The sequence below is a fragment of the Micromonospora purpureochromogenes genome (assembly GCF_900091515.1).
GTDB classification, from domain to species: domain Bacteria; phylum Actinomycetota; class Actinomycetes; order Mycobacteriales; family Micromonosporaceae; genus Micromonospora; species Micromonospora purpureochromogenes.
Genome location: NZ_LT607410.1, coordinates 6181035 through 6197761, shown reverse-complemented (window position 1 = coordinate 6197761; position 16727 = coordinate 6181035). Strand labels below are relative to the sequence as shown.

At 75.0% G+C, this 16727-nt stretch carries 11 protein-coding genes; 6 read left to right on the top strand and 5 right to left on the bottom strand.

The window, feature by feature from the left end:
- Nucleotides 1–373 precede the first annotated feature (373 nt).
- On the bottom strand, nucleotides 374–5287 hold the full coding sequence (locus GA0074696_RS28250) for an SCO7613 C-terminal domain-containing membrane protein (RefSeq protein WP_088963897.1): 4914 nt from the start codon (nucleotides 5285–5287) through the stop codon (nucleotides 374–376).
- A 157-nt stretch (nucleotides 5288–5444) separates the two neighbouring features.
- Nucleotides 5445–6872 carry a UDP-glucose dehydrogenase family protein gene (locus GA0074696_RS28245; RefSeq protein ID WP_088963896.1) on the bottom strand — a complete coding sequence of 476 codons (1428 nt, stop codon included), beginning with the start codon at nucleotides 6870–6872 and terminating at the stop codon, nucleotides 5445–5447.
- Between the two features lie 248 nt (nucleotides 6873–7120).
- Here GA0074696_RS28245 and GA0074696_RS28240 point away from each other — a divergent pair, with 248 nt between their 5' ends.
- Nucleotides 7121–8284 carry an acyl-CoA dehydrogenase family protein gene (locus GA0074696_RS28240; RefSeq protein WP_088963895.1) on the top strand — a complete coding sequence of 388 codons (1164 nt, stop codon included), beginning with the start codon at nucleotides 7121–7123 and terminating at the stop codon, nucleotides 8282–8284.
- A 50-nt stretch (nucleotides 8285–8334) separates the two neighbouring features.
- On the opposite strand, the gene GA0074696_RS28235 is transcribed toward GA0074696_RS28240, so the two are convergent.
- Entirely contained in the window at nucleotides 8335–9000 is a 666-nt protein-coding gene (locus GA0074696_RS28235; RefSeq protein WP_088963894.1) for a hypothetical protein, read from the bottom strand.
- A 23-nt stretch (nucleotides 9001–9023) separates the two neighbouring features.
- Between GA0074696_RS28235 and GA0074696_RS28230 the strand changes: the two genes are divergently transcribed.
- On the top strand, nucleotides 9024–9542 hold the full coding sequence (locus GA0074696_RS28230) for an acyl-CoA thioesterase (protein ID WP_088963893.1): 519 nt from the start codon (nucleotides 9024–9026) through the stop codon (nucleotides 9540–9542).
- A 176-nt stretch (nucleotides 9543–9718) separates the two neighbouring features.
- Nucleotides 9719–11767: an acetoacetate--CoA ligase gene (locus GA0074696_RS28225; protein WP_088963892.1), complete on the top strand. Its 2049-nt coding sequence runs from the start codon at nucleotides 9719–9721 to the stop codon at nucleotides 11765–11767.
- Nucleotides 11768–11810: 43 nt separating this feature from the next.
- On the opposite strand, the gene GA0074696_RS28220 is transcribed toward GA0074696_RS28225, so the two are convergent.
- Nucleotides 11811–12500: a TIGR03089 family protein gene (locus GA0074696_RS28220; protein WP_088963891.1), complete on the bottom strand. Its 690-nt coding sequence runs from the start codon at nucleotides 12498–12500 to the stop codon at nucleotides 11811–11813.
- Nucleotides 12501–12651: 151 nt separating this feature from the next.
- On the opposite strand from GA0074696_RS28220, the gene GA0074696_RS28215 reads away from it, so the two are divergent.
- Complete coding sequence (locus GA0074696_RS28215) at nucleotides 12652–13797, top strand: glycosyltransferase family 4 protein (RefSeq protein WP_088963890.1); 1146 nt, start codon at nucleotides 12652–12654, stop codon at nucleotides 13795–13797.
- A gap of 63 nt (nucleotides 13798–13860) precedes the next feature.
- Nucleotides 13861–14952, top strand: coding sequence for a mannose-1-phosphate guanylyltransferase (locus GA0074696_RS28210; RefSeq protein ID WP_088964860.1), 1092 nt, complete (start codon nucleotides 13861–13863; stop codon nucleotides 14950–14952).
- A gap of 24 nt (nucleotides 14953–14976) precedes the next feature.
- Here the strand turns inward: GA0074696_RS28210 and GA0074696_RS28205 are convergent, their stop codons facing one another.
- On the bottom strand, nucleotides 14977–15582 hold the full coding sequence (locus tag GA0074696_RS28205; protein ID WP_088963889.1) for an NUDIX hydrolase: 606 nt from the start codon (nucleotides 15580–15582) through the stop codon (nucleotides 14977–14979).
- 39 nt (nucleotides 15583–15621) lie between these two features.
- Here GA0074696_RS28205 and GA0074696_RS28200 point away from each other — a divergent pair, with 39 nt between their 5' ends.
- On the top strand, nucleotides 15622–16662 hold the full coding sequence (locus tag GA0074696_RS28200; RefSeq protein ID WP_088963888.1) for a hypothetical protein: 1041 nt from the start codon (nucleotides 15622–15624) through the stop codon (nucleotides 16660–16662).
- Nucleotides 16663–16727: the final 65 nt, after the last annotated feature.

The following is a 16727-nucleotide window of genomic DNA, read 5'->3' as shown; positions in this document are numbered from 1 at the left end:
CCTCCGGGTCCCAGGTTCGCTCCCTTTGCTCTGCTGCCCCGTAAGCAACACCGCCTTGAACAGCCGGAATGCGATACGCCCGGGAACCTGCCGCTCGACGGGTCGTCACTCGGCGTGACTGTTGCGTGAAGGGCAGCAGAGCAAAGGCGCTGCGGGGTGCGGCATGGGCCGGAGTTGACCGTCACCGCTGGTAGCCGCGACTCCTGATCACGTCGAGATCGACCGGGCCGCCCGGCGGCGACCACCGAGTGACCCCGGCATGATCCCGGCCGCGACGAGGCCCCCGGCACCGGGCTCGGCAACCAGTTCGTGATCTGCGACCACCCGGCACGCTCTGCGCAACACGGCACTCACGCCACAGGGACCCTCCGATTCACCGCATGCCGCGCAGCGCGCTCTGCAGCCGCTCCTGGGCGCGCCGGCGGCGCTCGTTGCTCGCGCCCAGCACCAGCAGCACCACGCCGACCGGGATCAGCACCAGCCACGGGCCGAGGCTGAACAGCGCGTGCACCGCGGCGATCGCGGTGACGGTGGCGCCGACGATCACCGGTGCCTGCTGCCGGCTGGTGGTGCCGAAGATCAGCACCGCCACCGCGCCGAGCAGCAGCAGTACCTGCCGCAGCATGCTGGACTCGGTCGCCAGCACGATCGCCAGGGTCGGCACGAACGCGGTGACCAGCGCCGGCCCGTACGCCACCCAGCTCGACAGGTCCGGGCGGTGCCGCAGCTCCAGCATCCCCACCAGCAGGGCGAGCGCCGCGAACGGCAGCGTGTACGCCTCCGGCAGCGCCACGTCGGCGACCCGCATCAGGATCCACCAGGCGGTGATCTCGCAGGCCACCACCGCCCAGAAGAGGATCTGCCGTTCCAGCGGGCGGCGCCCCGGCCGGCTCGCGGCCACCCCGAGCACGGCACCCCAGGCGGCCAGCAGGGCGGCGATGTGCCGGGGTGAGTCGTAGGCCAGCGCCAGGGCGATCAGCGCGGCCGCGTACCCGGTCCACTCCACGGTGGCCGCCTCGGGCTGCGCCTCGGGGCGGCGCAGCCTCGGCAGGGTCGCCGCGAACACCTGCAACACCGCGCCGACCGCCAGCACCCCGAACGCCGACCAGACGGCGGCGAACCCGGCCACCAGCCCGGCGGTGAGCACGAAGAGCTGCGCCATCAGCGAGGCGAAGAGCCAGCCGAGGATGCGCGCCCGCTGGGTGGTGCCGTAGAGCGCCGCGACGGTGCCGACGCCCACCGCGCCGCCCAGGGTGAACAGGGTCAGGCCCTGGGTGCCGAGACTGCCGGCCAGCCCGGCACCGCCGCCGGCCAGCCCGATCACGAAGACCAGCACCCGGGTCACCCGCAGCGACCGGGCCGGCTCGGCCAGCGGCGGCGGCGGGGTCAGCGCGAGCCCGAGCATCGAGATGGTGAAGACCGCGAGTGCCGCCAGGGCGCTCTCCGGCCAGGCGTGGCCGAGCGCCACCGGGGTGATCAACAGGGTCACCGCCAGCCCCGGCAGGACCACCGGTACCGCCCGCGCGCGCCGCCCGCCGCTGAGCCCGGTGGCGGCCAGCGCCGCGGTCGCGGTGAGCAGCAGCGCGGTCAGCACGTGGGTCGGGTCGACCGCCTCCGGCGGCGGGGTGAGCAGCTCCGGCGGCGGCCCCTGCCAGATGCGGGAGAGCATCCGGTGCGGCTCCACCAGGGCGATGTAGAGCAGCGGCGCGAGCGAGGCCAGGGCCAGCGCCGTCGGCAGCGCCGCCGCGGCGAAGGCGCCGACAGCCGGGCTGATGCGCCAGCGGCGTCGGGTGCCGTCGTCCGGCAGACGGCGCAGCGCGCCGTCCAGCAGGACCGCCCACCGGCGTACCGGCTGGGCCGAGCCGACCGGCGGGACGGTGGCGGCCCGGACCAGCTCGGCGAGCACCCCGAGCAGCGCCGCCGCGGCGGCGTACACCCCGGAGGGGAGGTGGGCGAAGATGGCGGCCAGCGCGCTGACCGTCGCGCCGCCGACGATCGCCGCGCTCGCGTACGGCAGGTACTGCGGCACCTGGCGGCGGACTGCGGCGACCCCGGCCAGCCCGATGCTGGACGCCGCCAGCGCACCGGTCAGCACCACCTGGGCCGAGTGACCGAACTCGGCGGCCAGCGCGGCGACTGCGCCCGGCAGCGCCAGCAGGGCCGCCCCGGCCGCCGCGCCGCCGATCCGCACCAGGTGCGGCGGCATCCCCTCGGTCTCCACGTCCTCCGTCAGCGACGGGGCGAGCCCCCGGGCCAGCGCCGCGACGACCAGGCCGATCAGCGCGATGGCGCCCAGCGCCAGCGCTGTGGTCCACGGCCGGACCAGCCCGGCGGCCGCCGCGTGCAGCGCCACCGCACCGGCCGCGACCGCCCGGGAGAGCCCCGCGCGCGGATCGGCCGAGGCCACCGCCGCCATGCCGAGGACCGTGGCGACCATCGTCCCGACCAGCACCGGCGACCACCAGGGCAGGTCGAAAGCGGCCGGCGCGCCGATGGTGGCGAGCACGACCGCCGCGCCGGCGATGTCGTACTTCCAGGGCGGCGGAAGCAGGATCCCGGCCGCCGTGCCGAGCATCGCCAGCGCTACCGGGGCCTGCCAGGTGGCGCCGCCGGTGGGCGCGGCCGGCCAGCCGGTGAGGTCACCGGCCCAGATCGGTCCGGGCGTGGCGAGCACGCCGACCCCGCCGCGCAGGGCCGACCAGCCGGCCAGCAGGCCGATCAGGGTGCCGCCGACGGCGATCCCGAGCACCGGCCCGCGGCGCCACTCCTCCGGCATCGCCCGGGCGGCGACGGCGACCAGCAGCACCAGCGCGGCGGCCACCGCGAGCTGCCCGCCGTTGGAGATCACCGCCGCGATCCGGGCCAGCGTGGCGATCAGCGCGGCGGTGACCGCCGCGGCGGCCAGGTCGGAGCCGTCGAGGGCGAGGTCGGACCGGCGGCCCGCGTCGATCCGCGGGGCGAGCAGCAGCAGCACGGTGGCGACCAGCAGCAGCCCGCCCACCCAGGCGTCGGCGGCGGTGGTGCCGGGGGCGCCGAAGGCGGCGGCGACGACCGCGAGCGCGCCGAGCGCCGTGCCGGCCGCGTGCGGCAGGGCGATGTGTCGCTGGGAGACCTGCACCATGGCCGCGTAGCCCAGCGTGACGCAGACCGCGAGGAAGCCGGCGGCCAGGATCGGGACGGTCAGCTCGCGCAGCACCGCCGGACTGGGCGCCGGGACGGCCGGCTCGGTGGCGGCGACGAAGGCGGCCACCGCGCCCGGCAGCGCGAACGACGCCCCGCCGGCCGCCCACCCGGAGAGCGTGTCGGCCGCCGCCGGGGTGATCCGCACCCGGGGCGCGAGCGCGACCAGCACCCCCGCCACGACGAGGGTGATCAGCGCCGCCGCGGTCAGCGCGGGCCGGCTCAGCGCGGCCCCGGCGCCGATCACGCCCACCACCGTCGCGGTGACGGCGTGCACCAGCGCGGCGCGGGTGGTGCCGGCGGAGAGGCCGAGCACCCCGATGCCGACTGCGGCCAGCACCATCGGCCACGGCGCGGCCGCCCAGCCGAGGCCGAGGGAGGCCGGCACGGCGAGCGCGGTCAGCCCCGCGCCGACCACGGCGAACTCGCGGCGGATCTCCGGCGGCAGGGCGAGCACCGCCGCCACGGTCAGCAGCAGGGCGCTGGCGGCCAACTGCCAGGCCGCCGGGCCGACCGCCGCCGCCAGCTCGCCGGGGAACCGGGTCAGGTCGGCGGACCAGGCCGGCAGGGCCGCGCGGGCCGGGGCCAGGCCGGCGCGCAGGGCGCCGCCGGCGACGACCACCCCGCTGACCGTGAGCGCCGCCGCGGCGGCGAACTGCGGCCCGCGTCGGGCCGCCTCAGGTACGGCCCGCACGGCCAGCCCGGTGAGCGTGATGACGGCGGCGATCAGCAGCAGCGCCCGACCGGGGTAGGCGACCGAGGCGATCCGGCCCAGCGCCCCGATGACGGCCAGCGTCATGATGCCGGCGGCCACGTCGGGCAGCGGGGGTCGCCGCAGCACCAGCGCGCCGGCGAGGGCCACCGCCGCGGCCAGCAGCAGCGCCGCGCCGGCCACCGTCGCCGCCGGTACGGTGGCCGCGCGTAGCAGCGCGGTGACCCCGTACGCCAGGGCGAGCGCCACCGCCGCGCCGTGCAGCAGCCAGGTCACCTGGGGCAGCCAGGGCACCGGCCGGACGACCTCGTCCGGTGCCGGGGTCGCCGCCGCGCCGAGCACCTCGTCGGCCTCTTCGGGCGCCGCCTCGGGCCGGCCCTCGGTGGCGGCGCGCTGTCGGGGCGCTGTCGGCGCGGCCGGCGGGTCGACCGGCAGGTCGCGGCGGACCGGGCGTTCCAGCAGCAGCGACGAGCGGGCCAGCCAGAGGTCGAGCACGGCGACGACGGTCAGCGCGAGCGCCCACCCGCCGGGACCGGTGATCCGGTCGTACGCCAGCAGCGGCACCACCGGTTGGGTGGCGAGCACGGCGGCGAAGCGGGGCGCGCGCAGGCCGGTGCCCCGGGCGTACCCGAGGGCGACGGCGGCGGTGACCGCGAAGATCACCCCGGAGAAGACCGCGCCGGAGGCGCCGCCGGCACCGATCCGGTCCACCGCCCACAGCGCGTACCCGGCCAGCGGCACCAGCAGCAGGCCGACCGTGGCGATCGTCTCGGCGGTCGAGGTGAGCCCGCGCCGGGCGAGCACGGGCGGGGCGAGCAGCAGCAGCACGGTGGCGACCAGCAGGATGCCCAGCCGGGCGAGCGCGTCCATCGAGCTGGTCGCGACCGCGGCGAAGACCACCGCGGCCACGGCCAGCAGCAGCGCGCCGAGCCCGAGCGGGATGTTCTGCACCTCGCGGGAGGACGCCTCCGGCGGGTGCTCCGGATCGTCGGCGTCCAGCCAGGTGGCGGTGGCGCGCGGGGGCGGCGGCGGGCCGTCGTCGGACCCGGGCGGCGCGGCGCCCTGCCGGGGCACCCGGGGCGGGGCGCCGGTGGCGGCGGTCGGGGGCCGGCGGCCGGGCTTGCGGCGCAGCACCCGGCGCGGGCGGGTGGCCTGCCTGGTCCGCTCCTCGCCGGCGTGGGCGAGGATGTCGCGCTGGAAGAGGGCGGCCTGCATCTTGGCGGCAATCTGCCGCTGCTCGGCGAGGATGGCCGCCTCGCGCGCCTTCATCTCCGCGATGGACCGCTCGATCTCGGCCAGGTGTTCCCGCCACTGCGGCTGCTCGGCGCCGCAGTGCGGGCAACGGGCGGCCGGCTGAATCTGCCGCCCACACGAGGAGCACTGAAAGCTCTCCACGACACCCCTCCACCCGGCCGGCCCGCACTGTGGACCTCCAGTGTCGAGCATGCCCTGCCCCGGCGCGGATTTCGACACCTGGCGCTGGCGATTCGGCACAACGACGAGCGCCGGCCGGGAAGCGGTGCTTCCCGGCCGGCGCATCGGCGCGGATCCGTCAGGGGCGGCCCATGCCGCGGTACTCCCAGCCGGCCTGGGTCCACAGTGTGGAGTCGAGGCAGTTGCGCCCGTCGACCACCTTGCGCCCGGCGGCCAGCTCGCCGAGGACGACCGGGTCGGCGTTGCGGAAGTCGGCCCACTCGGTGAGCACGCAGACCAGGTCGGCGCCGGTCACCGCGTCGTTCATGCTGGCCTCGTAGGTCAGCTCGGGGGCCACCCGGCGGGCGTTCTCGGTGCCCTGCGGGTCGTACACGTGCACGTCCGCGCCGGACTTGGCCAGCAGGGCGGCGACGGCGAGCGCCGGGGCGTCGCGGACGTCGTCGGTGTTGGGCTTGAAGGTGGCGCCCAGCACGGCGATCCGGGTGCCGGAGAAGTCCGGGCCGGCCGGGCCGGAGCGGCGGCCGAGCAGGTCGGCGGCGAGCTGGAGGACCCGGGTACGGCGGCGGAGGTTGATCAGGTCCACCTCGTGCAGGAAGCGCAGCGCCTCGCCGGCGCCCAACTCCTGCGCCCGGGCCTGGAAGGCGCGGATGTCCTTGGGCAGGCAGGCGCCGCCGAAGCCGAGCCCGGCCTGGAGGAACCGGTTGCCGATGCGCGGGTCGTACCCGATCGCCCGGGCCAGCTGGGTGACGTCGCCGCCGGACGCCTCGCAGACCTCGGCCATCGCGTTGATGAAGGAGATCTTGGTGGCCAGGAAGGCGTTCGCGGCGACCTTGACCAGCTCGGCGGTGGCGAAGTCGGTGACCACCAGGGGCACCTCGCGGTCCTCGGTGGCGGCCAGGTCGAAGACGCCCTTGTGGGCGGCGTAGAGCATGCCGTTGGCCCACTCGGTCTTGACGCCGACGACGATCCGGTTGGGGCGCAGCACGTCGTCGACGGCGAAGCCCTCCTGGAGGAACTCGGGGCTCCAGGCCACCTCGACGCCCAGGTCGGTGGGGGAGTGCTTGCCGACGAGCTGCTCCACCCACTCGGCGGTGCCGACCGGGACGGTGGACTTGCCGACGATCAGCGCCTTGCGGGTCAGGTGCTGGGCCAGGCTGGTCACCGACGCCTCGACGTACGACAGGTCGGCGCCCATCCCGTCGGCGCGCTGCGGGGTGCCCACGCAGATGAAGTGCACGTCGCCGAAGTCGGCGACCTCGCCGATGTCGGTGCTGAACCGCAGCCGACCGGCGGCGAGGTTGCGCCGGAGCAGCTCGTCCAGGCCCGGCTCGTGGATCGGGACCTCGCCCGCGTTCAGCTTGGCGATCTTGTCCGCGTCGACGTCGAAGCCGAGGACCTCGTAACCCAGCTCGGCGTAGCAGATGGCGTACGTCGCGCCGAGGTAACCGGTCCCGAGGAAGGTCACCCGCGGTCGCGGGGCACCCGAGGGCGGCGTCACCGGAGTGATGGCCGGCACCGGCTGGATGTTCGGGTACGGGATCGTCACGCCTGTCTTCTCCGCTCGCACTGGCGGCGCGTCGCTGCGTCGCGTTCGGCTGGGGCGCCAGGCCGGCGCCGAGGGAACTTTGTCGTCTTGTGTGAGGATAGTCGTGCCGTGTCGACGCTGGTCGTGCGCGAGCCTACCCGCCGGTAAGGTCCGGCCGGACCTGGTAGCTATCCTTCACCCTGCGGCAGTCGGCGGACCTTCAGGACGCCACAGACTGCGCATGATAGCGGTGAAAGGGGAGGGCCGACATGGCCGCAGAGCAGTCGTTCGACGTCTACCGGTTGCCGGAGGAGCACGAGGCGATCCGGGAGGCGGTCCGTGAGGTCTGTGCCGCGAAGGTGGCCCCCAACGCCGCCGAGGCGGACGAGACCGGTGAGTTCCCCAAGGCGTCCTACGACGCGCTGCGGGCCGCGGACTTCCACGCCCCGCACATCCCCGTCGAGTACGGCGGCGCCGGCGCGGACGCGCTGGCCACGGCCATCGTCATCGAGGAGGTGGCGCGGGCCTGCGGCTCGTCCTCGCTGATCCCGGCGGTGAACAAGCTCGGCACCATGCCGCTGATCCTGGCCGGCTCCGAGGAGCTCAAGCAGAAGTACCTGACCCGAGTCGCCTCGGGCGACGCGATGTTCTCGTACTGCCTCTCCGAGCCGGAGGCGGGCAGCGACGCCGCGTCGATGATCACCCGGGCGGTGCGCGACGGCGACCACTGGGTGCTCAACGGCGTGAAGCGGTGGATCACCAACGCGGGCGTCTCGGAGTACTACACCGTCTTCGCTGTGACCGATCCCACAGCCCGCTCCCGGGGCATCTCCGCCTTCGTGGTGGAGAAGGCCGACGCCGGGGTCAGCTTCGGCGCGCCGGAGAAGAAGCTCGGCATCAAGGGCTCCCCGACCCGCGAGGTCTACCTCGACAACGTCCGGATCCCGGCCGACCGCATGATCGGAGCCGAGGGCACCGGCTTCGCCACCGCGATGCAGACCCTGGACCACACCCGGGTCACCATCGCCGCGCAGGCCGTCGGCATCGCCCAGGGCGCGCTCGACTACGCCAAGGGATACGTCAGCGAGCGCAAGCAGTTCGGCAAGGCGATCGCGGAGTTCCAGGGCATCCAGTTCATGCTCGCCGACATGGGCATGAAGCTGGAGGCGGCCCGGCAGCTGACGTACGCCGCCGCCGGCAAGTCCGAGCGCGGCGACGCCGACCTGACCTACTTCGGCGCGGCGGCCAAGTGCTTCGCCTCCGACGCCGCCATGGAGATCACCACCGACGCGGTGCAGCTGCTCGGTGGCTACGGCTACACCCGCGACTACCCGGTCGAGCGGATGATGCGGGACGCCAAGATCACGCAGATCTACGAGGGCACCAACCAGGTGCAGCGCATCGTGATGGCCCGTCAGCTCCTCAAGGGCTGACGACGACCCGTCGGGCGGGCGGGCCGGGTTCTCCGGCCCGCCCGCAGCCGTCAACGGTTGTCGGTGCTGTCGCTCGCGGACCCGTAGCGGGGCGGCGCGGTCCACGGCGACTCCGCGCCGCTGCGCCGGGGCAGCGGCTCGGTGGGGGTGCCCACGTCCGGGTAGCCGAGGGTGAGCGGGGCGGTTTCCTGCTCGCTCCGCGCCCCGGACGACGGCCAGTCGCCGAGCGTGAAGGTGTTCTCCGGCGATGTGTCGTCGGCCGGGGTCAGCTCCGCCCCGGTCGACGGCGCCGCCGGCCACCGACGCCACCGCTGCCCGCTGAAGGTCGCCATCAGCAGCAGCAGGCCGATCAGGAACAGCGTGCCGTTCCGCACCGGCTGGTCCAGCGGCAGTGGGTCCCCGAGCACCTTCCAGCCGTCCGGAATCTTGTCGAGCACGGTGAACGGGGCGATGAACAACCCGACGTACGGGATGACCAGCAGCAGCCCGGCGACGAGGGGGCCGAGCGGCGAGATGCGCAGGGTGCCGAGCAGACCGAGCAGGATGCCGGCGACGCCGAGGTAGACGGCCGGCTCGATCAGGTTGGGCGTGCTGTACGTACCGATCTCCACCCAGCGGTTCACGGTCCGACCCGACCCGTCCTGCCCGAGAGTGATCAGCACCCAGGTGATGGGCGCCACCACCAACCCGGCGAGGAAGCTCCAGAGATGTCGCATCCGCGCACCGTACCGTTTCCGCCATGACCGAGCACCCCTCCGCCGCCCCGCCGGGCAAGCCCACCTCGTACTCCCGGGTCACGCTGAGCCGCATCATGACCGCCGTCGACGTCAACCTCTACGGGACGGTGCACGGCGGGGTGCTGATGAAGTTCGTCGACGACGTGGCCGGGGCCGCCGCGGCGCGGCACAGCGGGGGCACCGCCGTCACCGCCGCCATCGACGAGATCGTCTTCTCCGAGGCGGTCCGGGTCGGCGACCTGGTGCACGCGCACGCCCAGGTGAACTGGACCGGGCAGACCTCGATGGAGGTGGGCGTCCGGGTGGTCGCCGAGCGCTGGGACTCGGCCGAGGACGAGCCGGTCCGGGTGGCCACCGCGTACCTGGTCTTCGTCGGTGTCGACGTGGGCGGCGCGCCCCGGGCGGTCCGGCCCGTGCTGCCGGAGACCCCGGAGGACGAGCGCCGGTTCCGGGAGGCGGAGATCCGCCGGGCGCACCGGCTGGCCAGGCGCCGGGCCATCCAGGCGCACCGGGCCGGCTGAGGCGTCCGTCCCGCCCGCCCGGTCGCGGCGCGACCCACACAGGTGGCCGGTCCGGCGTGTGGACCGGCCACGCCCCCTCACCGGCGCCGGGTGCGGAGAATGACGCTTCGAGGTAGGGCAAGATGGCGCCACGGCCCATTCACAGTGTGGTGCGGGGCCCGAGGGAGGGTGGAGCAGTGGGTGACGTGCTGTGGACGCCGCCGGCGGACGTACTCCAGCGGTCGCGGATCGGGAACTACCTGCGTTGGCTGCGTGAGCACCGCGGGCTGGACTTCGCCGACTACGACGAGCTGTGGCGCTGGTCGGTCGAGGACCTGGCCGCATTCTGGCGCTCGGTCTGGGACCACTTCGAGGTCGTCGCGCACACCCCGCCGACGGCGACCCTGACCGACCCGGCGATGCCGGGCACCCGCTGGTTCCCCGGAGCGACGCTCAACTACGCCGAGAACGTGCTGCGGATGCCGGGACGCTCGGACGACGACCCGGTGGTGATCGCGCACGGCCAGACCCGCGCGCCGGTCACGCTGACCGCGGCCCAGCTGCGTGAGCAGGTCCGCCGGGTGGCGGCCGGGCTGCGCCGGCTCGGCGTGGTCGCCGGGGACCGGGTGGCCGCGTACGCCCCGAACATCCCCGAGACGTACGTGCTGCTGCTGGCCACCAGCAGCCTCGGCGCGATCTTCTCCTCCTGCGCGCCCGAGTTCGGCACCCGCAGCGTCACCGACCGCTGGCAGCAGATCGAGCCGAAGGTGCTGGTGGCCGTGGACGGCTACCGGTACGGCGACAAGCCGGTCGACCGGCGCGGCGAGGTGGCCGCCATCCGGGCCGCGCTGCCCTCGCTGGAGCACACCGTCGGCATCGCGTACCTCGACCCGGCCGGTGCCGACGGCCATAATTCGGCCTCCGCGCCGCTAGGCGGCACTCCGGACCGAATGAAGGCCGCGCCAGAGGGCGCGTTGGGCTGGGACGAGCTGGCGGCCGCGACCGACGAGCCGCTGACCTTCACCCCGGTGCCGTTCGACCACCCGCTCTACGTGCTCTACTCCTCGGGCACCACCGGCCTGCCCAAGCCGATCGTGCACGGGCACGGGGGCATCCTGCTGGAGCACCTGAAGATGCTCGCCCTGCACCACGACCTGGGTCCGGCCGACCGATTCTTCTGGTTCACCACCACCGGCTGGATGATGTGGAACTTCCTGGTCTCCGCCCCGGCGGTGGGCGCGACGATCGTGCTCTTCGACGGCAACCCGGGCCACCCCGACCTGGGTGCGCTCTGGCGGCTGGCCGAGGAGACCCAGACGACGTACTTCGGCACCTCGGCGCCGTTCCTGCTGGCCTGCCGCAAGGCCGGCCTGGTGCCCAGCGAGATCGCCGACCTCGCCGCGCTGCGCGGGGTCGGCTCGACCGGCGCGCCGCTGCCCGCCGAGGGCTTCACCTGGGTGTACGAGACGGTCGGCCAGCGCCTCCAGCTCCAGTCCCTCTCCGGCGGCACGGACGTCTGCACCGGGTTCGTCGGCGGGGTGCCGCTGCTGCCGGTGCACGCCGGTGAGATCACCTGCCGGGCGCTCGGCGCGAAGGTGGAGGCCCGCTCCGCCGACGGCACCCCGGTCATCGGCGAGCTGGGCGAGCTGGTGATCACCGCGCCGATGCCGAGCATGCCGGTGGGCTTCTGGAACGACCCGGACGGCCGCCGCTACCGGGAGGCGTACTTCGACGTCTACCCCGGGGTGTGGCGGCACGGCGACTGGATCACGATCAACGAGCGGGGCGGCTGCGTCATCACCGGCCGCTCGGACGCCACCCTGAACCGGGGCGGCGTGCGGCTCGGCACCGCCGAGTTCTACTCGGTGGTCGAGGGGCTGGACGAGGTCGTCGACTCGGTGGTCGTGCACCTGGAGGACGACGAGGGCGGCGCGGGTGAGCTGCTGCTCTTCGTGGTCCTCGCCGAGGGTCTGGAGCTGGACGACGCGCTGCGTCGGAAGATCTGCCGCGAGCTGCGCACCGCCCTGTCGCCGCGGCACGTTCCGGACGAGATCCACCAGGTCCGCGCCGTGCCGCGCACCCTGTCGGCGAAGAAGCTGGAGGTGCCGGTCAAGAAGATCCTCACCGGCACCCCGGTGGACTCGGCCGCCGCCAAGGGCGCGCTGGTCAACCCCGAGTCGCTGACCGCCTTCGCCACCTTCGCCCAGCGCCGCGCCAGCGACCACGACACCCCCACCCCCGCCTGACCCGCCCCGCACCGCGTCCGCGGCGCGGGGTGCGGGGCCGGGCTCAGGGGAGGATCCGGGTCACCTTCTCGGACGCCACCCGGCCGTCGAGCCGGGTGGCGTCGAGGTTGCCGCAGAGGACGATGCTGGCGCCCCGCACCAGCGGGGCGAGCAGCCAGTCGACCGGGTCGGGGTGCCGGGCGGCGTCGACCAGGAGGCGGTCGCCGGGGGCGACGCACAGCTCCATCGCGCGGTCGGTCGCCCGGGCCAGCAGCGCCGCGTCGCCCGGGCCGCCCGGCGAGTACGGCGTGAAGTGGTCGCCGTGGGTGCGTACCTCGACGACGTAGTCGGCGAAACCGGCCGGCACCGCGCGCAGCGGGGCGGCGAACGGGGCCAGCGCCAGGGCGTACCGGTCCCCGGCGGGCCAGGCGGCCGTCTCGGCGACCCGGTCGGCGGCGGCGAAGAGCACGTCCACGTCGCCCGGCGTGTCGGCCACCGTCACCCCCGCCGACCAGCAGCCCAGCAGCACCGCGGCGGTCTGCCAGTGCGGCGGGAGCAGCACCGCGGCGGCATCGCCGGGGGAGAGGGCGAGCTCGTCGACGAGCAGGTTGGCGGTCTTGGCCACCCAGTTCGCCAGGGTCGCGCCGGACAGTTCGGTGCGTTCGCCGGTGGCGTCGTCGTACCAGGTCAGCAGGGGGCGGGCGGGGTCGGTCGCGATCGCGTCGGCGAAGACCCGGGCAATGTTCTCGGCCATCGGCGCGAACGATACGCCGCCGGGACCCGTACTCGATGACGATGACAAGTCGGCGTACCGTCGGGTCGCAGTCAGCGTCCGGACCGGGCTCCGGCGTAGGCTTGCCCGGAGTGTTGTTCCCCACAGACCCGCCAGTTCAAGGAGTCGCCCCGTGACCGCCGGTCGCCCGCCCCGCGTGCTCATCGACGCCACGAGTGTCCCCGCCGACCGTGGCGGCGTCGGTAGATACGTCGACGGCCTCCTCGGCGCCCTCGGCACCGTGTGCGGTTCGGGGGTGGACCTGGTCGTGGTCAGCCTCCGCACCGACCTGGAGCGCTACACCCGGATGCTGCCGGGCGCGGAGGTCATCCCCGCCCCGGCGGCCGTCGCGCACCGGCCCGCCCGCCTCGCCTGGGAGCAGACCGGCCTGCCGCTGCTCGCCCAGCAGGTCGGCGCCGAGGTGCTGCACTCGCCCTTCTACACCTGCCCGCTGCGGGCCGGCTGCCCGGTCACCGTGACCGTGCACGACGCGACCTTCTTCACCGAGCCGGAGCACTACGACAAGTCCCGGCGGACGTTCTTCCGCAGCGCGATCAAGACCTCGCTGCGCCGGGCCGACCGGGTGATCGTGCCGAGCAAGGCCACCCGGGACGAGCTGATCCGGCTGCTCGACGCCGATCCCACCCGGATCGACGTCGCCTATCACGGCGTCGACCACGCGGCCTTCCACGCGCCCAGCGAGGAGGAGAAGGCCCGGGTCCGGGCCCGGCTGGGGCTGGGCAACAGCAGCTACGTCGCCTTCCTCGGCGCCAAGGAGCCGCGCAAGAACGTCCCCAACCTGATCCGCGGCTGGGCCCGCGCGGTGGGCGACCGGGACAACCCGCCGGCCCTGGTGGTGGCCGGCGGCCAGGGGCACGACGACGACATCGACCGCGCGGTGGCCGAGGTGCCGTCGCACCTGCGCCTGCTGCGCCCGGGCTATCTGCGCTACGCCGACCTGCCCGGCTTCCTCGGCGGCGCGCTGGTGGCCGCCTACCCGTCGTACGGCGAGGGGTTCGGGCTGCCGATCCTGGAGGCGATGGCGTGCGCGGCCCCGGTGCTCACCACCCCGCGCCTCTCCCTGCCCGAGGTGGGTGGCGACGCGGTCGCCTACACCAGCGAGGACCCGGAGCAGATCGCCACCGACCTGGCCGCCCTCCTCGACGACGAGCAGCGCCGGCTCTCCCTGGCCAAGGCCGGTTTCGACCGGGCCAAGGAGTTCACCTGGGGGTCCAGCGCCGAGGTGCACATCGCGGCGTGGAGCCGGGCCCGGGCCTGAGCGTGCGACGACCCGGCGAACGACCCCGCGTCCGCCCCGAAACGGTTCGGGCATGATGTGCTGATGCTCTACGCCGTCATCCCGGCGGGTGGCAGCGGCACGAGACTGTGGCCGCTGTCCCGCGCGGGGCACCCCAAGTTCCTCCACCCGCTCACCGGCACCAGCGCCTCACTGCTCCAGGCGACCGTCAACCGGCTGGCGCCGCTGACCACACCGGAGCACATCCTGGTCGTCACCGGAGCGGCGCACGCGGCGGCGGTGGCCCGGCAACTCGCCGGGCTGCCCGAGGAGAACATCCTGGTGGAGCCCTCGCCGCGGGACTCCTGCGCGGCGATCGCGCTGGCCGCCGCGGTGATCGCGCAGCGGGACCCGGAGGCGGTGATGGGCTCCTTCGCGGCCGACCACCTGATCCGCGACGCCGACGCCTGGGTGGACACGGTGCGCGCGGCGGTACGCGGCGCGGAGCGGGGTCTGCTGATGACGGTGGGCATCACCCCGACCCGTGCCGAGACCGGGTACGGCTACCTGGAGACCGGCGAGCCGATCGGCGACGGTCCACTGCGCCCGGTCACCGAGTTCAAGGAGAAGCCGGCCGCGCCGGTCGCCGAGGCGTACCTGCGCTCGGGGCGGCACCTCTGGAACGCCAGCATGTTCGTCTGGCGGGTGGACGTCTTCCTCGCCGAACTGGCCCGCCAGCAGCCGGCCCTGCACGCCGGGGTGAGCGCCATCGCCGCCGCCTGGGGCACCCCCGAGCAGGACGACATCCTGGGCACGGTCTGGCCGACGCTGCCGAAGATCTCCGTCGACTACGCGGTGATGGAGGGCGCGGCGACGGCCGGCCGGGTCGCGACGGTGCCCGGCGACTTCGGCTGGAACGACGTCGGCGACTTCCACACCCTCGGTGACGTGCTCCCCGCCGATCCGGCCGGCAACGTGGTGCTCGGCACCGACGCCAAGCCGGGCGTGCTGCTGCACGACTGCGCCGACCTGGTGGTGGTGCCGCAGTCCGGCCGGCTGGTCGCCGCGCTCGGGGTGCGGGACCTGATCGTGGTGGACACCCCGGACGCGGTGCTGGTCTGCCCGCGCGACCGCGCCCAGGACGTCAAGGTGCTGGTCGACGCGCTCAAGGAGCGGGGCGAAGAGGGACTGGTCTGACCCGCCTCGCCGCCGGTCGCCTCCTCAGGCGCGGCGGCGCAGCGCGGCCAGGGCCGGCGCGACGAGCTGGACCGTCCCGCCGGCCAGCGGCTCGGGCAGCCGGTCCGGCGGGAACCAGCCCAGCGCCTCGGACTCGTCGCTGACCCGTTCCACCGCGCCGGGCGGCGCGAAGACCGCGAAGCGTACGTCGTGGTGCAGCGAGCCGCCCTGGCAGGCGACCGGGTGGATGTCCACGTCGATCGGCACCGGGTCGACGACCAGCCCGGCGATCCCCGACTCCTCGGTCGCCTCGCGCAGCGCGGCCGCGGCGAGGGTGCGGTCGGCCGGCTCGCAGTGCCCGCCGAGCTGCACCCACCGGCGGAACTTGCCGTGCAGGCAGAGCAGCACCCGGTCGCCGGTGGCGTCCAGCACCAGCGCGCTGGCGGTGACGTGCCCGGGACGGTGGCTGCGGCCCATCGCCACCGGCCCGGCGGTCAGCAGCTCCAGGGTGCGGTCCCGCGCCTCGGCGGCGGCGGGGCTGGTCGCCGTCCATCCGCTCAGCAGCGCCACCGCGTCGGCGTGCAGCGCCGCCTCGCCGGCGGACGGGGACGGGGGGCGGGCGGGGTCGGTGGTGGCGGAGACGTCGGGCATCCCGACACTCTACGAGCGTCGGCTCCGTACCCTTGCCCGGTGACCCTGCGACTCGTCGAGTTCGTCGTGGCCGGCAACGAGGCCAGTGACCTGCTGCCGGTCCGGTCCCCGGCGCTGCTGCGCGCGCACGGCGCCCGGCGCGGGTTCTGGACGGTACTGGACGAGGGCCCGGTGGAGCGCTGCCTGGCCCTGCTGCTGGAACGCTCCGACGGCGAGTGGGTCGCCCGGCACGTGCCCGCCGACGCCGGCGTCGAGAACGGCCGCACCGAGGACGGCGAGGCGCTGGCCCACCACGACGGCTGGGTGTACGTCTTCGGCTCGCACTTCGGCTCGAAGGCCGGCCCGCTGCGCCCGCGCCGGGCGTTCGTGGCCCGGTTCCGGGAGGACGACGCGGCGGCGGGGACCCTGCCGGTGCGGGTGGTGCGCAACCGGTTCCGGGTGCACCGGGTGGTCAACGACGCGTTGGCGAAGGCGCCCTTCACCCCGCTGCCGCCCGGCGACCGGGTCCGCCGCCGGTTCATCGTCGAGACACTGGCCCGGGGCACCGCCCGGGCGAAGAGCTGGGTGAGCCGGCTCGCCGAGGACGACCTGCCGCTGAACGTGGAGGCCGCCGCGTTCACCCCGGACGGCACCGTGCTGCTCGGCCTCCGGTTCCCGGTGACCGCCGCCGGTGAGCCGATCCTGGTCGAGCTGGCCGGGGTGCCGGAGATGTTCGCCGGGGACGGCGACTGGCCGGTGGCCGGCCGGGCGTACGCGCTGACCGGGGTGACCCCGCCGGGCGCGCTGGTCGGCTTCCGCGCGATCGCCCCGACCCCCGACGGCGGCTACGCGGCGGTGGTCGGCTCGATCGACGCGCTGGGCAAGGGCTCGGTGCTGCTGGACGACCATCCGGCGGGGGGTGGGGTGACCTCCCGGCACGTCCGCTTCCGCTGGCGGCCGGGGGCCGAGGAGCACCTGGTCGCCGGGGAGCTGGTGGCCGACCTGGCACCCTTCCACCACGTGGAGGGCCTGGCCGAGCTGGACGGGAGCTGCTTCTACGTCACCGACGAGGACCACCGGGTCGCGCTCTGGATCGGCTGACTGGCCCCGCTCGGCGCGGAGCGCCCGGGGGACACCTCTGCGGACCAGGGCCGCAGACCCTCGTG

What these genes read in the sequence shown, in the direction of transcription:
- GA0074696_RS28240 (WP_088963895.1), top strand. Translation starts at nt 7,121, where the DNA reads ATGGCCGCAGAGCAGTCGTTCGACGTCTACCGGTTGCCGGAGGAGCAC.
- GA0074696_RS28235 (WP_088963894.1), bottom strand. Translation starts at nt 9,000, where the DNA reads ATGCGACATCTCTGGAGCTTCCTCGCCGGGTTGGTGGTGGCGCCCATC.
- GA0074696_RS28230 (WP_088963893.1), top strand. Translation starts at nt 9,024, where the DNA reads ATGACCGAGCACCCCTCCGCCGCCCCGCCGGGCAAGCCCACCTCGTAC.
- GA0074696_RS28220 (WP_088963891.1), bottom strand. Translation starts at nt 12,500, where the DNA reads ATGGCCGAGAACATTGCCCGGGTCTTCGCCGACGCGATCGCGACCGAC.
- GA0074696_RS28210 (WP_088964860.1), top strand. Translation starts at nt 13,861, where the DNA reads ATGCTCTACGCCGTCATCCCGGCGGGTGGCAGCGGCACGAGACTGTGG.
- GA0074696_RS28205 (WP_088963889.1), bottom strand. Translation starts at nt 15,582, where the DNA reads ATGCCCGACGTCTCCGCCACCACCGACCCCGCCCGCCCCCCGTCCCCG.